16 protein-coding genes and 1 tRNA gene are annotated in these 16873 nt (G+C 69.1%); 10 read left to right on the top strand and 7 right to left on the bottom strand.

The window, feature by feature from the left end; genetic code table 11:
- Window positions 1–51: 51 nt before the first annotated feature.
- Entirely contained in the window at window positions 52–474 is a 423-nt protein-coding gene (locus KEG38_RS43595; RefSeq protein ID WP_272426684.1) for a rubrerythrin family protein, read from the bottom strand.
- A 54-nt stretch (window positions 475–528) separates the two neighbouring features.
- Window positions 529–1029 carry a Fur family transcriptional regulator gene (locus KEG38_RS43590; protein ID WP_272426683.1) on the bottom strand — a complete coding sequence of 167 codons (501 nt, stop codon included), beginning with the start codon at window positions 1027–1029 and terminating at the stop codon, window positions 529–531.
- Between the two features lie 346 nt (window positions 1030–1375).
- On the opposite strand from KEG38_RS43590, the gene rpsU reads away from it, so the two are divergent.
- From rpsU to KEG38_RS43575, 3 genes are all read left to right on the top strand, one after another.
- A complete protein-coding gene (gene rpsU, locus KEG38_RS43585; protein WP_136928365.1) occupies window positions 1376–1600 on the top strand; it encodes a 30S ribosomal protein S21 in 225 nt (74 codons plus the stop codon).
- A 116-nt stretch (window positions 1601–1716) separates the two neighbouring features.
- Window positions 1717–2784, top strand: coding sequence for a glycosyltransferase family 4 protein (locus tag KEG38_RS43580; protein ID WP_272426682.1), 1068 nt, complete (start codon window positions 1717–1719; stop codon window positions 2782–2784).
- Window positions 2785–2902: 118 nt separating this feature from the next.
- Window positions 2903–2977, top strand: a tRNA-Pro gene (locus tag KEG38_RS43575).
- Window positions 2978–3138: 161 nt separating this feature from the next.
- Here the strand turns inward: KEG38_RS43575 and KEG38_RS43570 are convergent.
- Complete coding sequence (locus tag KEG38_RS43570) at window positions 3139–3621, bottom strand: hypothetical protein (RefSeq protein ID WP_272426681.1); 483 nt, start codon at window positions 3619–3621, stop codon at window positions 3139–3141.
- Window positions 3622–3776: 155 nt separating this feature from the next.
- On the opposite strand from KEG38_RS43570, the gene msrC reads away from it, so the two are divergent.
- A complete protein-coding gene (msrC, locus tag KEG38_RS43565) occupies window positions 3777–4265 on the top strand; it encodes a free L-methionine (R)-S-oxide reductase MsrC (protein ID WP_272426680.1) in 489 nt (162 codons plus the stop codon).
- A 45-nt stretch (window positions 4266–4310) separates the two neighbouring features.
- The gene (locus KEG38_RS43560) at window positions 4311–5120 is read left to right on the top strand and encodes an NlpC/P60 family protein (protein WP_272426679.1); all 810 of its coding nucleotides are present in this window, start codon (window positions 4311–4313) and stop codon (window positions 5118–5120) included.
- 512 nt (window positions 5121–5632) lie between these two features.
- On the opposite strand, the gene KEG38_RS43555 is transcribed toward KEG38_RS43560, so the two are convergent.
- Window positions 5633–5944 carry a hypothetical protein gene (locus KEG38_RS43555; protein WP_272426678.1) on the bottom strand — a complete coding sequence of 104 codons (312 nt, stop codon included), beginning with the start codon at window positions 5942–5944 and terminating at the stop codon, window positions 5633–5635.
- A gap of 122 nt (window positions 5945–6066) precedes the next feature.
- Between KEG38_RS43555 and KEG38_RS43550 the strand changes: the two genes are divergently transcribed.
- The 5 genes from KEG38_RS43550 (at window position 6067) to KEG38_RS43530 (ending at window position 13279) form a co-directional block, all read left to right on the top strand.
- Window positions 6067–6408 carry a DUF2934 domain-containing protein gene (locus tag KEG38_RS43550; protein ID WP_272426677.1) on the top strand — a complete coding sequence of 114 codons (342 nt, stop codon included), beginning with the start codon at window positions 6067–6069 and terminating at the stop codon, window positions 6406–6408.
- Window positions 6409–6470: 62 nt separating this feature from the next.
- Window positions 6471–7610: a chromate efflux transporter gene (gene chrA, locus KEG38_RS43545; RefSeq protein ID WP_308215657.1), complete on the top strand. Its 1140-nt coding sequence runs from the start codon at window positions 6471–6473 to the stop codon at window positions 7608–7610.
- Between the two features lie 87 nt (window positions 7611–7697).
- A complete protein-coding gene (locus tag KEG38_RS43540; RefSeq protein ID WP_272426675.1) occupies window positions 7698–9026 on the top strand; it encodes an aspartate kinase in 1329 nt (442 codons plus the stop codon).
- Between the two features lie 31 nt (window positions 9027–9057).
- Window positions 9058–10578 carry a hypothetical protein gene (locus KEG38_RS43535; protein ID WP_272426674.1) on the top strand — a complete coding sequence of 507 codons (1521 nt, stop codon included), beginning with the start codon at window positions 9058–9060 and terminating at the stop codon, window positions 10576–10578.
- A gap of 163 nt (window positions 10579–10741) precedes the next feature.
- On the top strand, window positions 10742–13279 hold the full coding sequence (locus tag KEG38_RS43530) for a hybrid sensor histidine kinase/response regulator (RefSeq protein WP_272426673.1): 2538 nt from the start codon (window positions 10742–10744) through the stop codon (window positions 13277–13279).
- A gap of 133 nt (window positions 13280–13412) precedes the next feature.
- On the opposite strand, the gene KEG38_RS43525 is transcribed toward KEG38_RS43530, so the two are convergent.
- The 3 genes from KEG38_RS43525 to KEG38_RS43515 are packed head-to-tail and all read right to left on the bottom strand — an operon-like array spanning window position 13413 to window position 16854.
- Entirely contained in the window at window positions 13413–14372 is a 960-nt protein-coding gene (locus tag KEG38_RS43525) for an ABC transporter permease (RefSeq protein WP_272426672.1), read from the bottom strand.
- Window positions 14369–15871: a sugar ABC transporter ATP-binding protein gene (locus KEG38_RS55835; RefSeq protein ID WP_272426671.1), complete on the bottom strand. Its 1503-nt coding sequence runs from the start codon at window positions 15869–15871 to the stop codon at window positions 14369–14371. The genes KEG38_RS43525 and KEG38_RS55835 overlap by 4 nt, the downstream gene beginning before the upstream one ends.
- Window positions 15868–16854: an ABC transporter substrate-binding protein gene (locus tag KEG38_RS43515; RefSeq protein ID WP_272426670.1), complete on the bottom strand. Its 987-nt coding sequence runs from the start codon at window positions 16852–16854 to the stop codon at window positions 15868–15870. Before KEG38_RS43515 ends, KEG38_RS55835 begins: the two co-directional genes overlap by 4 nt.
- Window positions 16855–16873: the final 19 nt, after the last annotated feature.

The raw sequence follows: 16873 nt of genomic DNA, 5'->3' as shown, positions 1-16873 counted from the left end.
GCGGGAGAGCGAGCGGTTGCCGCTCGCCCGCGCGCCCCGCGGCGCACTCGATCAGAAGTCGAGCGTATCGAGGGCCTTCGCGAAGCGGCCCGCGTGCGACTTCTCGGCCCTCGCGAGCGTCTCGAACCACTCGGCGATGTCGTCGAAGCCCTCCTCGCGGGCCGTCTTCGCCATGCCCGGGTACATCGTCTCGTACTCGTGCGTCTCGCCGGCGACGGCGGCCTTGAGGTTCTTCTCCGTGTTGCCGATCGGCAGGCCCGTGGCGGGATCGCCGGCCGCCTTCAGGTAGTCGAGGTGGCCGTGCGCGTGGCCCGTCTCGCCGTCGGCCGTGTCCTTGAAGAGGCCCGCGATCTCGGGGCGCCCTTCCACGTCCGCGACCTTGGCGAAGTAGAGATAGCGGCGGTTCGCCTGCGACTCGCCGGCAAACGCGTCCTTCAGGTTCTGGTGGGTCTTGCTTCCTGCGAGGTTCGCCATGGGATCTCGTCTCCTTCGTACTTCGGAACGATGGGGAGGAACTGCGTGGTGAAACTATCGTGGTTTGCCCGCGCGCGTACGGGCAAACGTGGGTTCGTCCGCGGCGCAGGCCTCGCACAGCCCGCGGTAGATGCGCTCCACGGCGCGCAGGGAGAACCCGGGCGCGGCCGCGTTCACGCAGGGCGCGAGCTCCGTGATCGGCTCGCCGTTCGCGCACGAGGGCACGTCGCGCACGAGCCCGCAGCGATCACACACCGCGTGGTTGTGCGGCGTCATGTTCGCGTCGAAGCGCGCTGCGCCCGGTGACAGGCTCAAGGACACGCAGAGCCCTGCCGCGGCGAGCGCGTCGAGCGTGTTGTATACGGTCGCGAAGCTCATCGTCGGCATCGCGGGGCGAAGCCGCTCGAAGAGCTCCTGGGCCGTCGGGTGCGTCGGGTCGCCCGCGAGCTCGCGCGCGATGGCCAGCCGTTGCGGCGTCAGCTTGAGGCCGGAGGCCCGGACGCGCGCCAGCATCTCGGCGAAACGTGCTTCGGCCTCGGGGCACGCGTTCGGCACGTCCGCTGGATACTTAGAAACTTTCTCAGCTGCAAGGCCTCCTGAGTTGAGGAAAATCCCTACACTTACCGGCGTCAGCGACCCCCCTAGGGGCGGCAGGGGGCAGAAGAAATCGTGGACAACCTCACGAGTTTTGCCTGGCGCACGATCTACGGGCCTCTCGAACACGCGTGGACGGCCTTGCCAGACAAAAAACCGACTGACATACTGTCGCCCCCTCGCGAACCGGGTTCACGTACACGTGTGCCTGTGCGCTGCGGGGAAACCGGAAAACGAGGACGACAACGCCCCGCGCGGCCCGGGGGAACAGGGCCCGCACGACGGAAACGAGAGGACGCGTTCAGAGATGCCTACCGACGCCATTCAGTGCAAACCGCTCGAGGTCGCCGTGGGCGACAAGGGAATCGAGCGCGCGATCAAGCACCTCAAGCGGAAGATGGCCGCGGAGGGCATCCTTCGTGAGCTCAAGAGGCGCCGGCACTACATGAAGCCCTCGGTCAAGCGCCGCAAGAAGGCGTCCGAGGCTGCCCGCCGCCGCCGCAAGCGGTCCAAGATGGACGTGATGCAATAGCCCGGCGGCGCGTCCGCGCGCCTCCTGGTAACCCGGCGCGCCTCCGCGCGCCTCGGGCCATCGACGATGACGCCGGCCGCTCCGAGGAGTCCGGCGTTTCGTCGTTTTGTTCGACCTTGAAGCATCTCGTCGTCACCACCTCCTATCCCGCGAGCGACGCCGATCCCTCGGGGCACTTCGTCCGCGCCGAGGCACGCGCGCTCGCACGGCAAGGCCACGAGGTGCACGTCGTCGCGCCCGGCGGCTCGCCGTTCGACGAACCCACGCGGGATCCCACGACGCCCTCGCTCCACGTGCATCCGGCAGGCGGAGGCGCGCTCTTCGGATGGCCTGGCGCGCTCGATCGCGCCCGCCGCGAGCCCACGCGCTTGCTTCACGCGCTCCCCTTCGCCATCGCCGCGCGCGCGCGTGCCTCTGCGATCGGCCCCGTCGATCGCGCCATCGCGCACTGGATCGTCCCCTCGGCTGTGCCGATCCTCCTCGGTCTTCCCGCGCCGATCGAGGTCGTCGGCCACGGCGCCGACGTGCGCCTCCTCTGCGCGATGCCCGCCGCCGCGCGCATCCTCATCCTGCGCTCGCTCCTCGATCGCGACGCCTCCTTCCGCTTCGCCGCGGCGTCCTCTCTCGACGCCCTCTCGCGCGCCTTGCCCACACCGCTTGCTGCGCGCCTCGAACGCGCCTCCCGCGTCGAGCCCGTCCTCCTCGATCTGCCCGACGTCACGACGCGCGCGTGCATGCTCCGCGCCTCGCTCGTTCCACCTCCGTCCGCGGACAAACTCGTCGTCGCCGCGGGCCGCCTCGTCCCTTCGAAGCGCGTCGACCTCGCGATCGAGGCTGCGACCTCCGCGTCGATGTCGATCGTCGTCGTTGGAGACGGTCCTCTGCGGGGCGAGCTCGAAGCTCTCGCGCGTGCGCATCATGCCGACGCGCGGTTCGTCGGCCTCGTGCCGCGGGACGAAGCTCTTGCGTGGATCGCCGCGGCCGACGTGCTCCTGCATGCCTCCGCGGCAGAGGCTGCGCCCACCGTCGTGCGTGAGGCGCGCGCGCTCGGCGTGCCCGTCGTCGCGTGCGCCGCCGGAGACGTCGCCGTGTGGGCTCGCCACGACCCTGGCCTCGTCGTCGCCGTGCCCGACGTCCGGGCCCTTTCGGCCGCGCTCCGGGCTGCCGCGACTGCGCGTTCGTAGGGCGCCCCCCCGAATTTGGGACGGACGTACAAAAGCGACGAACGTGGCTCTTGCAATCCTCGACAGTTCGACTAGGGTGCCGCCTCGCGATGCGGGGCACACACCACGCAGAGCGGCTCGGGGCGTAGCGCAGCCTGGTTAGCGCACTTGACTGGGGGTCAAGGGGTCGGTGGTTCAAATCCACTCGCCCCGACAAGGTCCGGAGGATGAACGTCCTCCGGACCTTTCGGTTTTTTGTGCTTCGGAATGAACGAGACGCGGACGAAGGCCGTTCGCGCCTCGGCGCGTCGTGCCTTCAGGATCCGTCTGTCTGGGGGATGGGAAGAAACGCGCGGCCGCTCGTGCCGCGCAGGCTCACTTGAAGCCGATGCGGAAGTTGACCGGGCCGCAATCGGGCGCGTCCTCCATTGACAGCGTCACCTCGTGCCGGCCGGGGTCGCCCGTCACCGTCAGGCTGCCGCCCGTGCTGCGGTCGCCCTTGTCGCCAATGCCGATCGGCAGGTCGAGGGCCGCGCCCGCGCCGTTCCAGTTCAGGCGCAGCGTCGCCGTCGTCTGCTGATCGACGGGGCTCAGGTTCTCGCCCTTGAACTCGATGACCAGACGCTCGGCGTTGGCGATGTCCGAGCGGAACGTCGCCTTGGCGCCGCAGTTCATGCGGAAGCGGTGCGTATCTCCGCGCTTGATCGACAGCGCCGCGGAGGGCGGAGGCTGAAACGCGTCGCCCTTCTTCGGCGGCGGAATCTTCACGACGATGCAGCCCGTAGACGCCGCGGCGAGGAGACCGAGCGTCGCGATACGCGCGGCCCCGGAAAGAATCGCGGAAACCTTCTTCGACATGACAAGCGCCTCCATCGAGCCCGCCGTCCCCCTCCGCGCCCGTGCGGGTACGGATCGGCGGCTACCATTTCGCGTATAAACGACGCCGGGTGGAAGATCCACTCTTTCACGCTCTCCGTGGCGCCCCTCGCGCTTCGTAGTATCGTCTGCGTCCCATGGCCGAATCCACCCCCGATCTCCGCGACTTGCCCAAAGACCGCGCCTACGACGAATTGGACCGCACGCTCGAAGCCGTCCTCGCGGGCCTCTCGGATCCCATCGCGGCCATGGCCACGATGAGCGCACTCCTGCATCACGGCTTCGGCCATCTCTGGACCGGTTTCTACCGCGTCGTCGCCCCCGACCTCCTCCGCGTCGGTCCTTATCAAGGCACGCTCGGCTGCCTCGAAATCCCCTTCGGAAAGGGCGTCTGCGGCGCCGCGGCAAAGGAGCGTCGAACGGTCGTCGTCCCCGATGTCCACGCCTTCCCCGGCCACATCACGTGCGACGCCCGTTCCCGCTCCGAAATCGTCGTCCCCGTCCTCGATGCCTCGGGCGCGCTCCTCGCCGTGCTCGACATCGACTCCGACCGCCCCGCCGCCTTCGACGACGAGGACCGGCGCCGCCTCGAAGCCATCGTCGCCTGGTTCGCCCGCACGGCCTGAAGGCGCATCTTCCCTCTTCGCAGCCCTTCCCTTACACTCGGCCGCATGCTCCGCCCCACCTTGCGAATGCCGTCCGGATATCCCGACGCGGCGCCGCATCTCCGCGACGAGGTCCGCGTCCTGCAACGCGAGCTCAAGCGCTGGGCGTATTCCATGAGCCCCGACGGCCAGTTCGGACCGCGGACCGATGCCGCCGTGCGCCATTTCCAGCGCAAGCGTGGCCTCAAGGACGACGGCATCGTCGGACCGCGCACCTGGGACGCCGTCCTCGATCCCGACGCGAAGGCCATTGGCGCGAGCTTTCAGTATCAACCCGCCGGCGCCCCGGATCCCACCCCCTCCACGCCCGCGCGGCCGGCGCCCGCCACGCCCAAACCCTCCGAGCCCGAGCCGGCCCCGGCCAATCCCGGCGCAGGCAACGCCTCGTGGATGGCCATCGCGCGCAAGGAAGAGGGCACCCGCGAGACCTCGGGGAAGGCGGCCAATCCGCGCATCGTCGAGTACCACGCGACGACCACGCTCCGCGCGAAGTCGGACGAGATCGCGTGGTGCGCCTCGTTCGTGAACTGGGTGCTCAAGAAGGTCGGGATCAAGGGCACGAACTCCGCCGCCGCGGCGAGCTGGGTGAAATGGGGTTCGCCCACGACCGCGCGCCAGGGCGCGATCACCGTCATCTACAATGCCAGCGCCGCAAATTCGTCCTTGTCGACCTCCGGCAATCACGTCGGATTCCTGGTTCGCGAGACGAACACCCATTACGTGCTCCTCGGCGGAAACCAGTCGAACTCCGTGAAGGAATCGAGCTTCGCCAAAACGAAATGGCGGCTCAAGGCCTATCGCTGGCCGTCTTCCTGAGGGGGACGCCTCGCGTCCCCCTCTCATCCAGGCCTGATCATTGGTCTCATCTGGGAGCCGCTTCGCTGGGGCGTTGCCCCAGGCCCCACCGGGGCTATCCGCCCCTGGACCTGGACCAGCGCAAGCGCTGGACCCGGGGTCGATGAACTGCGCAACGCGCAGTTCATCGAACAGGCCAGGTCAAGACCAGCGACGACCCCGCCCATCAAGACCGCGGCGCTGACGATTCAACAGGCAACGTGCTCGTCACCAGCGGGCAACGCACCTTCCTGGTCTTGCCACCGGCCTGTTGGAAGAACTGCGCGATGCGCAGTTCTTCCACGAACGGTCCAGGGCTTGCCCTGGTTCGGGTCGAGGGGCGAACAGCCCCCGCGGGGCCCGGGGCAGCGCCCCGGCGCGGCGGGCCCAAGAAGAGACCAATGCTCAGGCTCATGGCAGAGGTGGAATCGCCCATGCAGGCGAGTGGAAGAGGATCACGCCCGAGGCGACGATCCGCCCTCGTCTCTCGCACGTCATGGCACGGGGCAATACTGGTTCCAGACCCGGACGAGACCGAATCGCGCCTCCGTCAGCAGGCTCCCGCGGGCCTTGCAGAAACCCTGGGCCCATAGGCGACACAGCATAGGGGCCTGCCAAAACCGGTCGGACCTATGCCCATTGCAACAACGCGCGCGGCACATCTGCCCCTGCGCCACGAGCGCCGATGTCCCCTCGCCCGTCGCCTCCTCTGGATAGGTGAGCTCGTCCGCGCTCGCGGAGGAGGCCACGAGGGCCACGAGGCCCATTCCCACCAGAACCCTGCGCATGAACGCCTGGCGCTTCATGCCCGGACGTATCGCAACGTCCGTACCGCTCCTGGGTGCGCCCGGCCGCCACGAACTTGCCCCCTCGCCCGCGGCCACGTTAGGAGCCGCCTCGCCCGGAAGAACCCACCGAGGAGAGATCGATGAAGACGAAAGGCAAGAAGGCAGCGCAAAAGAAGAGCGAAGCAGGCAAGAAGGGCGCGAAAACCGCCGCAGCCGCCGCCATCGCGGAGTCGATCGCGCCGCCGCCCGTCGCCGTCGCGCCCACGCCCGCAGCAGAGCCGGCCGCGACCGACGAGGATTCCAAAGCGCCCGCCGCCTCCGAGCGCAGGCCCATCTCGATCGAAGAACGCCGCCGGATGATCGCGCTCGCCGCGTATCGCCGGGCCGAGACGCTCGGATTCGGGAAGACCAATCCCGTCGAGGACTGGCTCGTCGCCGAGCGCGAGATCGACGCCATGCTCACCTTCGGAGTCCACATCTGAGCGAGGAGGCAACGCCTCCCCCGGCGCCACCCGCCGCAGCCGATCCGGGCCGGCTGCGCGAGGTGGCGCTCTTGTTTTTACGCCTCGGATTCACCTCGTTCGGCGGCCCCGCCGCGCACGTCGCGCTCATGGAGGCCGAGGTCGTCGTCCGCCGGAAATGGGTGACGCGCGAAGAGTTTCTGGATCTCTTCGCCGCGACGAACCTGATCCCCGGGCCGAACTCGACCGAAATGGCGATTCATCTCGGCTATCGCCGCGCCGGAACGCCGGGGCTCGTGGCTGCCGGAGCCTGCTTCATTCTGCCGGCCGCGCTGATCACGGCCGGGTTCGCAATGGCCTACGAGCGTCTGCGCACGCTCCCCGCCCTCGAAGGGCTGCTTTATGGCCTGAAGCCCGCGATGCTCTCGATCGTGCTCGCGGCCATGGCGCGGCTCGTCCTGCCTCGAAAGAAGGATTATTTCTTCCTTTCGCTCGGCCTCGCCGCGGCCGCGGCGAGCGTGCTCGGCGTGAACGAGATCGGCGTGCTCTTCGGAGGCGCGGCGCTCGGCGCAATCGTCCCGGGCTCGAAGAAGCCGCCCGAAAAGCCGGCCGCGGAGACGAAAAAGGCGGGGTCGTCGCCCGCCGTGCTCGCCTTTCCCCTTGCCGCTTCCGCGGCCGCGGGCGGGGGAAAGCTCCTGCCGCTCGGGCTGTTTTTCCTCAAAGTCGGAAGCATCCTCTACGGCAGCGGATACGTGCTGATCGCGCTGCTCCGCGCAGGGCTCGTGACCGAGCGGGGCTGGCTCACCGAGGCGGAGCTACTCGACGCGGTCGCGATCGGCCAGTTCACGCCGGGGCCCGTGCTCTCCACCGCGACATTCATCGGCTACCTGATCGAAGGCCCCGCCGGCGCAGCCGTCGCCACACTCGCCATCTTCCTCCCAAGCTTCGTGTTCGTTCGCGCGAGCGCGCCGATCCTGCCGAAGATGCGCGCCGCGCCCCGCCTCGCAGGCCTGCTCGACGGCGCCGCCGCCGCCTCGCTCGGCCTGCTCGTCGCCGCCACGATCGCCCTCGGCCGCGGCGCGCTCGTCGATCTGCCCGCATGGCTGATCCTCGCCGCCGCCTTGCCCGTCGCGATGCAGCCAAAGATCAATGCGACGTGGATCGTCATCGGCGGCGCGCTCGCCGGTCTTGCCGTTCGCGCCGTGCTCGGACATTCGCCGTAAAACCGGAATCTCGTTCGCCCGACTTCACGGGCAAATCAAGAGAAACCGGCTGCACGTTTCGACGCACTGCGCTACCGTCCGGCCGCCATGATCGTCATGAAGTTCGGCGGCAGCTCCGTCGCCAACCGCAAGCAGATCGAGAAGGTGCTCGCGATCGTCCGCGGGCGCGCGGCGCGTACGCCGCTCGTCGTGAGCTCGGCCCACAAAGGCATGACCGACGCGCTGCTCTCGGGCGCGCGCGAGGCCGCCCGCGGCGTCTACGCCCCCGAGCGCGTGATCGAGCGCCAGACCGCGATCGCCCGCGAGCTCGGCTGCGACGACGCCCTGCTCGCGCCCTTTTTCGAGGAGATCTCGGCCCTCTACCGGGGCCTGTCGCTCGTGCGGGAGCTCAGCTTGCGCAGCCTCGACTACGCCGCGAGCTTCGGCGAGCGCATGGCCGTGCGGGTCATCGCCGACTTCTTCACGCGACAAGGTTTTCCGGCGCAGGCCTTCGACGTCTGGGATCTCGGCTTCCTCACGGACGCGGCGTTCGGCTCGGCGCGTCCCCTGCCCGGCTACGAGGCCGCGATGCAGCGCGCGGTGCGCGAGCGCGTGCCGGCCGGCGTCGTGCCGATCGTGACGGGCTTCGTCGGGAAAACCGAGGCCGGCGACATCACGACCGTCGGCCGCAACGGCAGTGATCTCACGGCGACGCTCGTCGGCGCCGCGATCGCCGCCGAGGAGGTCGAGATCTGGAGCGACACCGACGGCGTGATGACCGCGGATCCGAGCGTCGTGAAGAAGGCCCGCTCGATCTCCGAGATGCGCTTCGACGAGGCCGCGGAGCTCGCCTACTTCGGCAGCCGCGTCCTGCACCCGTCGACGCTCGTTCCGGCGATGCAGAAGAACATCCCGGTCCGCGTGCTCAACACGAACCGGCCCGAGCACCCCGGCACGGTCATCCGCGAGTCCGCGCCCGCGAGCGAGCTGCCCGCGACGAGCATCGCCTACAAGGAAGGGCAGCTCGCCGTGACGATGCTGTCGACGCGCATGTTCGGGGCGGCGGGTTTCCTCGGCGAGGCGTTCCAGGCGCTCGGGCGGCACGAGGTCGTGGTCGACATGATCGCGACCTCGGAGGTGAGCGTGTCGTTCACGACGGACCGGCGCGAGCCTCTGGAGCGCGCGCTTTCGGACCTCGAGCGGCTCGGCGAGGTGCGGGTCGAGGCGGGAAAGACGCTGATGGTCGTGGTGGGCCGGAAGCTCGCGGAGCAGGCGGGGCTTGGCGCGGCGATCTTGCAGGCCGTCGCGGACGCAGGCGTGAACGTGGAAATGGTGAGTTACGGCATGAAGAGCATCAGCCTGACGATGCTCGTGGCCGACAAGGACGTAGGCGCGGCGGCCGCGGTGCTGCACGAGAGGCTCTTCGAGCGCGCTTGACGCCGGCCGCCGTGTGGTCGATTGCAGGGCGATGAAGAAGATCGCCCTGTTCTGGCCCGGCGACGCGCGGGCCAAGCCCAACGAGGTCGCTGTCCCCAGCATCACGGCCGCGACGATCCAGATGGAGCGCGCGCTCCAGAAGCTCGGCCATTCGCCCTACCGGGTCGAAGGGTTCCTGTCCAAACCCCACGAGTCCATCGAGAAGCTCGGGCCGATCGACGATCCGATGATCGGCGTGTGCGTGCACTGGTTTTACGGGCCACACACGACGGACGGCGTGGTCGGCAAGGAAAACCCCTTGCTCCTGGCCTCGAATTTCTCGGGCCGCTGGCCGGGTCTCGTGGGCCTCCTGAACACGGGCGCCTGCCTGGAGAGCCTGGATCGGCCGTTCTCGCGGATCTGGACGGACGCGGAGGACTGGACCGCAGACAAGGCATTCATGGATCGGCTCGATACATGGTGTCGGACGGGCCGCCTCACCTGGCCCGAGGACGCGATCCGCGAGCCCGGCCCGGTCGCGCCGGCGGCGGAGGCGATCGCCCGGAAGGTGGCCGCGGAGATCCACAAGCGGCGGGTGCTCCTGCTCATGCTCGGCGACACCTCGATGGGCATGATCAACGGGTATTTCGGGCCGCGGCTCCTGAACAAGCACGGGTTCACGGAGCACAAGATCGATCAGGCCTGGATCATCGATCGGGGCCGCGGAATCTCGGAAAAACGGATCGACGACGCGCTCCGGTTCGTGAAGGATCGGGGGCTCACGTTCCACTGGGGCGAGAACGGCGCGGCCGATTTCGACGAGCGCGCCACGCGCGAGCAGCTCCGCGATTACCTCGTGGTGCTCGACATGGTGAACGAATACAAGGCCGATTGTCTGGGCTGGCAATACCAGCTCGGGCTGATCCCGCTGCGCCCGCCCTCGGACCTCGCCGAGGGCCTGTTCAACTCGGCCTGCCGGCCCGAATCGAACGGCACGACGATCGCGTGTGCGACCGAGGCCGATCAGGGCAACGCCATCCCGATGGAGCTGATGAAGCGTCTCCTGCGGGAAAAAGGCCTGCACGAGGCCGTGATGTTCCACGACGTGCGCTGGGGAGCCGAGCACGAGGGGCGATTCTTGTGGGTGCTCCTGAACTCGGGATCGTGCGGCGCATACGCGTTCAACCACGACAAGGACACGCTGCGCGGCGCGCATAGCTACAGGCAGCCGGCGATGTATTTCCCGACGCCGGGCGGCACGCTCGCGGGCGAGAGTTTGCCCGGGGCCATGACCTGGGCGCGCACGTACATCAAGGAAGGCGCGCTCTGGATGGATATCGGCAAGGGTGAAGTGGTAAAACTCCCGCCCGCGGTGCGTGATGCCTGGTGGGAGGGCACGACGCGGGAATGGCCGTTCATGGCCGCGGATATGGGCATCGGCCGCGATACGCTGATGGCGCATTACCTCTCGAACCACGTGGCCGTGGCCTACGGGGACGTGTTCGACGAGATGGTCGCGCTGTCGCGCGAGCTCGGCTTCAAGGTACGAATCCTGGCCGATCGGGCGGGCTAGGGCGCACGAACGCTCCGCTCGGTCGGTATCTTTTTCAGGGATATCGACCGGGCGTAGGCGAGCGAGACGAGAATGCAGTCCACGTTGCCAACGTGTTGCGTTCTCGTTAGCCTTGTCGAGCGAGACGGAAGCGCCTCGGTTCCGCCGTTCCGAGCGAGGGTCGATGCAAACAGCCGACGAATGCCGCGCAGCGCGGCTCGAGGCCCCCCGGAGCGATCATGTCGGGCCGGGGCCCGGGAAGACGTGGCCGCACGCCTACGGCCTCTCGATCGCAGTCATGCTCGTCATCGTCCTCGTCCGGTTCTCCCTGGAACCGTGGTTGGACGGCAATGCTCCCCTCCTCGCCCTGCTCCTGCCCGTAGCCATCGCCGCCGCGTACGGCGGGCTCTGGGCGGGCATCTTCACCACGTGTCTCTGCGGGTTCCTCGGGCTCGTGCTCTTCCTGAGCCCGCTCGGCAGTCTGCACGTCGATTCGCTCGCGGATCAGGCGCGCCTCGCCCTGTTCGTGATCACGGGGCTCGGCATCAGCGTGCTCAACGAGCGAGCGCGGCGCGCGCGAGAGGCCGCCGTTTCGCGTGATCTCGAAGCGCGTATTCGAGCCGAGGCCGAGGTTCGTCGTCGCAATGCGGAGCTCGAACGGAGCATCGCCGAACGCGCGGCCGCGCTGGAAGCGAGCGAGCGCGAGGTCATGGCTTCCCTCCGGGTCGCGCGAAGGGCCGAGGAGGCGCTGCGGGAGAGCGAGGCCGTCGCGCGCCGCCAGCTCGCCGAGCTCGAAGCGACGTATGCCGCCGCGCCGATCGGGCTCTGCGTGCTCGATCGGGAGCTCCGCTGGGTACGAATCAACCAGCGGCTCGCCGAGATCAACGGCATTTCCTCCGCCGCGCACATCGGCCGCTCGGTGCGCGAGCTTCTGCCGAACATCGCGGACGTGGCCGAGCCGATGCTGCGCCAAATCCTGGAGACGGGCGTGCCACAAAAGGACGTGGAGCTCGTCGGCGAGACGCCCGCCCAGCCCGGCAAGAAGCGGGTCTGGATGGAGAGCTTTTTCCCGCTGCGGGATGCGAGCGGGACCATCGTCGGCATCAACGTGGTCTGCGAGGAGGTCACCGAGCAAAGGGAGGCCGCAGCCGCCCTCGCCGAGAGCGCGGATCGGCTGCGCATGGCGCTCGACGGGGCGAAGGCCGGGTGGTGGGAGTACGACGTCGCGAGCGACCTCTACACGTGGTCCGACACCCAGTACGAGCTCTACGGGCACGACCTGAAGAACCGCCCGCTCCGCCTCGCCGACTGGCGCAGCCGGGTGCATCCGGCCGACCTGCCGGAGGCCGACGCCGACATGGCTCGTCGCACGGCGGAGCGGAGGCCAGACTTCACGCACGAGTTCCGCATCCTGCACCCGGAGAAAGGCGAGCGCTGGATCCATTCGCTCGGGCGCATCACCTACGACGAGGAAGGCAAGCTGGCCCGGATCGTGGGGATCAGCCGCGACGTGACCGAGGAGAAGAAGGCCGCCATCGAGCGTCTGTTCCTGCTGGAGAGCGAGCGCGCAGCGCGAGCCGAGGCCGAGCGGGCGAGCCGCATGAAGGACGAGTTCCTCGCGACGCTGTCGCACGAGCTGCGCACACCGCTGAACGCGATCCTCGGCTGGGCGCAGCTCGTGCAACGGCCCGGGATCCGGCCGGAGCAGCTCGCCAAGGGGCTCGCCGTGATCGAGCGGAACACGCACCTCCAGGCGCAGCTCATCAACGATCTGCTCGACGTGAGCCGCATCGTCGCAGGCAAGATCCACGTGGAGCTCGAGCCAACGCAGCTCTCGCCCGTGGTGGAAGCCGCCATCGAGGCCTGTCGCGCCTCCGCGGAAGCCAAGGGCGTCGCACTGCGCGGGCCCCCGGATCCAGCGCGCGTCGCGGTGCGCGGCGACCCGGCGCGCCTGCAGCAGATCGTGTGGAACCTGGTCTCGAACGCAATCAAGTTCACGCCGAAGGGCGGGCGCGTCGAGGTCAACCTGAAGCAAGAGGGCGAGGGCGCAGTGATCACCGTGCGGGACACGGGTCAGGGCATCGCGCCCGAGTTCCTTCCGTTTCTGTTCGAACGATTCCGCCAGGCCGACTCCTCGATGGCGCGGCGGCACGGCGGTCTCGGCCTGGGGCTTTCCATCGTGAAGCGTCTCGTCGAGCTGCACGGGGGCGTGGTGTGCGCCGAGAGCGAGGGCCACGGCAAAGGCGCAACGTTCAAGGTCGAGCTGCCCTGCGAGGCCAGCGAGCGCAGCCGTCCCCCCTCGCGGCTGCCCCCAAGCGTGCGCGCAAACGATCCGCGAAACCTGCAAGGCGTGGCGGTGCTCGTGGTCGACGACGAGGCCGATTCACGGGAGCTCGTGAAGCGCGTGCTGGAGGAGCACGAGGCAGTCGTGTGCACAGCCTCCTCGGCCGCGGAGGCGCTCGACGTGTCGGCATCGCAGACGATCGATCTCATCGTGAGCGACATCGGCATGCCAGACATGGATGGATACGCGCTCCTGCGGGAGCTCCGGGCGCGCCGGAACGGGCACGGAAAGGAGGTCGTCGCCGTCGCAGTGACCGCATTCGCGCGGCCAGAGGACCGAGAACGCGCACTCGCCGCAGGCTACCGCGCGCACCTCGCGAAGCCGTTCGAGCCCTCCGAGCTGGTGTCGTTGCTCGCAGGGCTGCGCGAGGCGAGTTAGGGGTTTTCACGGCGTTGCGCCGGGTTTTCCCCCCGGGCCCGACCAGGGGGTGTCCACCCCTGGCCCCGGACCAGCGCAAGCGCTGGACCGGTGGTGGATCGACCGCGATGCGGTCGATCCAAGGGGCATCGGTTCAGCGGCGCGTTTCGCTCGCGCGCCGCGCGCGATCGAGCGCGACCGCGGTCACGACGATCCCGCCCGTCACGATGTCCTGCACCCAGTTGTCGATGCCAAGGTAGGTCGATCCCGTGCGGATCACGGTCATCAGGAGGGCGCCAAAGAGCGCGCCCGCAACCGAGCCTTCACCACCCGCGAGGGAGCCGCCGCCAATCACCACAGCCGCGATCACCTCGAGCTCGAGGCCAATCGAGTCCGTTGGATCCCCAACCGTCAACGTCGAGAACTCCATCACACCCGCGAGCCCGGCGAAGAGGCCCGCAAGGCCGTAGACGAGCCATTTCACGCGCTCCACGCGCACGCCGCAGAGCCGCGCCGTGGCCTCGTTCGAGCCGATGGCCACGATGTGCCGGCCGCCTTTGGTGTACACAAGCATCGCGGCCACGAGCGCGGAGGTGGCCAGCATGATCCACACGCCCGGCGGAAACAGGGCCCAGCCGTAGCCAGGCGGGAGCGGGGCGACGAGGGCCTCGATGCCCGAGGAAGGCGCGTCGATCTTCTGCTCGTCCGCGAGCCCCTTCGCGAGGCCGCGAAGCGCCCGCATCGTGCCGAGCGTCACGATGAACGGCGTGATCCGCAACGTCGTGACAAGCGCGCCGTTCAAGAGCCCCGCAACGAGCCCGCTCGCCATGGCCGCCACGGCAGCGAGGATCGCGGGCGCGCCCTCTTTCAGGCAGAGCGCGCAGACGACCGTGGAGAGCGCGACGTTCGAGCCGACCGAGAGATCGATCCCGCCGAGCAGGATCACGAGCGTCATGCCACTCGCCGCGATCCCGACGACCACGGTCTGGCCAGCCATCGTCGTGAGGTTCTCCGCCCGCGTGAACGAGCCACCCGCGACGATCGCGAAGATCACATAAACGACGACGACGGCCACGAGCGGGCCGAGGAACGGGTACTTACGCAAGTACTTCATGAGGCCCCTGCCTGCTCCAGCATCACCGCGCGGACGTCGAGCTCACCCACCGGCCGCGCCGGGCCGAGCTCGCCCTTGTGCATGACCGCGATGCGATCCGCGATCCCCACGAGCTCCTCGGCCGAGCTCGACACCACGAGCACGGCCTTGTTCGATTCACACGCGAGCCGGTCGATGAGCGCGTAGATCGCGGCGCGGGCGCCCACGTCCACGCCGCGCGTGGGCTCGTCGAGCAGGAGCACGTCGACGTCGTGGTATAGCAGCCGCGCGAGCGCGACCTTCTGCTGGTTGCCGCCCGAAAGCGACGAGGTGGGCGCGTCGGGGCCCGCGCAGACGATGCCGAGCTTCTCGATGAACCGCGCGGCCGCCGCGCGCATGCGAGAAGGCGCGACGAACCCGAGCGGTCCCAGGCCGACGAGCCGCGAAAGCGTGACGTTGTCCGCGATCGAAAGCCCAAGCGCGAGGCCCTCGCCGCCACGATCCTCGCTGAGCAAGCCCACGCCCTGCGCGAGCCGGGCCGCTGGCGAGGCCGGGCCGACGTACGCGCCCACGCGGACCTCGCCGCGGCGCACGCGTTCGAGGCCAAAGATCGCGCGGAGAAGCTCGGTGCGGCCCGAGCCGACGAGGCCGGCGATGCCGAGCACCTCGCCACGGCGAAGCTCGAAGCTCGCGCGCACGGGCAAACCCGCGCCCGCGAGATCACGCGCCCCGAGGACGACGTCGCCGGGGACACGCGGCGATCGGGGGTAGAGATCCTCGATGGATCGACCGGCCATCATGGTGACGATGTCCGCAGGCGTGGCCTCCGCGACGCGCCCAGTCCCGGCCGTGCGGCCGTCACGGATGACCGTGAAGCAATCGGCGATGCGGCGGATCTCGTCGAGGTGGTGCGAGATGTACACGATGGCGAGGCCGGCCTCGCGCAGGCGCGCGACGACGGAGAAGAGGGCCTCGACATCGTCGGCGCCGAGGCTCGACGTAGGCTCGTCGAGCAGGAGCAAGCGGCAACGCGGCTCGGTGATGGCGCGCGCGATCTCCACGAGCTGCCGCTCTCCGGGGCCGAGGTCCCGCACGAGCGCGTCGGGCCGCAAGCGATGTTTCTTCGCGCCCGAAGGATCGATCGCGAGGAGCGCGCGCGCCGCGACCCCCCGCGCTTCCTCGCGCTTGAGGACGCCGAGCCGCGTGGGCTCGCCGCCGAGCAGGACGTTTTCCTCCACGGTCATGTGCGGGCAGAGCGCGCGCTCCTGGCTGACGAGGCGCACGCCTGCCGCGCGGGCGGCGGCGGGGTCTCTCGGCGCGTAAGGCGCGCCGTCGAGCGTGAGCGTCCCGCCGTCCGGCTTGACCGCGCCGGCCAGGATCTTCACGAGGGTGCTCTTGCCCGCGCCGTTCTCGCCGAGCAGCGCGTGCACCTCGCCCGCGCGGACCTCGAGATCGACCCCGGCGAGCGCGATCGTCGCGCCGTAGGCCTTCGCCACGCCGCGCGCGACGAGACCGCTCACTTGCCGAGCCACGGCGTGAGGTCGGGCGCGACGATCGCCTTCGTCTCCGGTTTGTCGAGACTCGCCTTGTCGACGACCACGGCGCCCGTGTCGATGCGCGGCGGCACGGCCTTGCCCGCGAGGACCTCGGCCATCGTGCGCACCGCCTCGTAGCCGATCTTGAAGGGATCCTGCACGACGAGCGCGTCCACGTGCCCGTCCCGGAGCGCGCTCACGAGCTTCTCCGACGCGTCGAACCCGACGAACTTGATCTTGCCGGCGAGACCCGCCTTCCGGAGCGCGAGCAGCATCCCGAACGTGGTCGATTCGTTGGGGCAGAAAACACCGTCCACGCCGCCGCTGCCGGCGTTCTGCGCGGCGAGCAGGCTCTCGGCCTTCTCGAAGGCGCTCTCCGTGGTGGCGCCGCCGTACTGGTTGTCGCTCACGACCTTGATGTCCGGGATCTTCCGGATGGCCTCGAGAAAGCCCTCCTCGCGTTTCTGCGTGCTCGCCGAGCCCTCCTGGTAACGGAGCACCGCGATCTTGCCCTTCTGCCCGAGCAGCGCGGCAAGCTTCTCGCCGGCGAGCCGGCCGGCCGCGAGGTTGTCGGTCGCGACGAAGCTCTTGTGGGCGCTCCCCGCGAGATCCGAGTCGAAGATCACGACGGGGATGTTCGCCGCCACCGCTCCCGCGACGGGTTTTTCGAGCGCCTTGTCGTTGAGCGGCGCGAGCACGATGCCGCTTACGCCCTGGGCGACGAAGCTCTGCACGACATCGATCTGTCCCTTGAGATCGTCCTCCGCGAGCGGGCCCTTCCACACGATCTCCACGCCGATCTCGCGCGAGGCTTTGACGGCGCCCGCGTGCACGGCCTTCCAGAACTCGTGCGTCGTGCCCTTGGGGATGACGGCGATCTTCTTCGCGCCGCCCTCCTTGCGGTTGCACGAGAGCAGAAGCAGCGTCGCGACGAGCACGAGGGCGAAACGAAGGGTCCGGCCAAACATGGGCGCGGAGTATAATCGG

The organism is Polyangium jinanense, from assembly GCF_028435265.1.
Classification (GTDB): domain Bacteria; phylum Myxococcota_A; class Polyangia; order Polyangiales; family Polyangiaceae; genus Polyangium; species Polyangium jinanense.
Note: the sequence above shows the minus strand (reverse complement) of the source record. Positions and strands in the feature narration are given on the sequence as shown.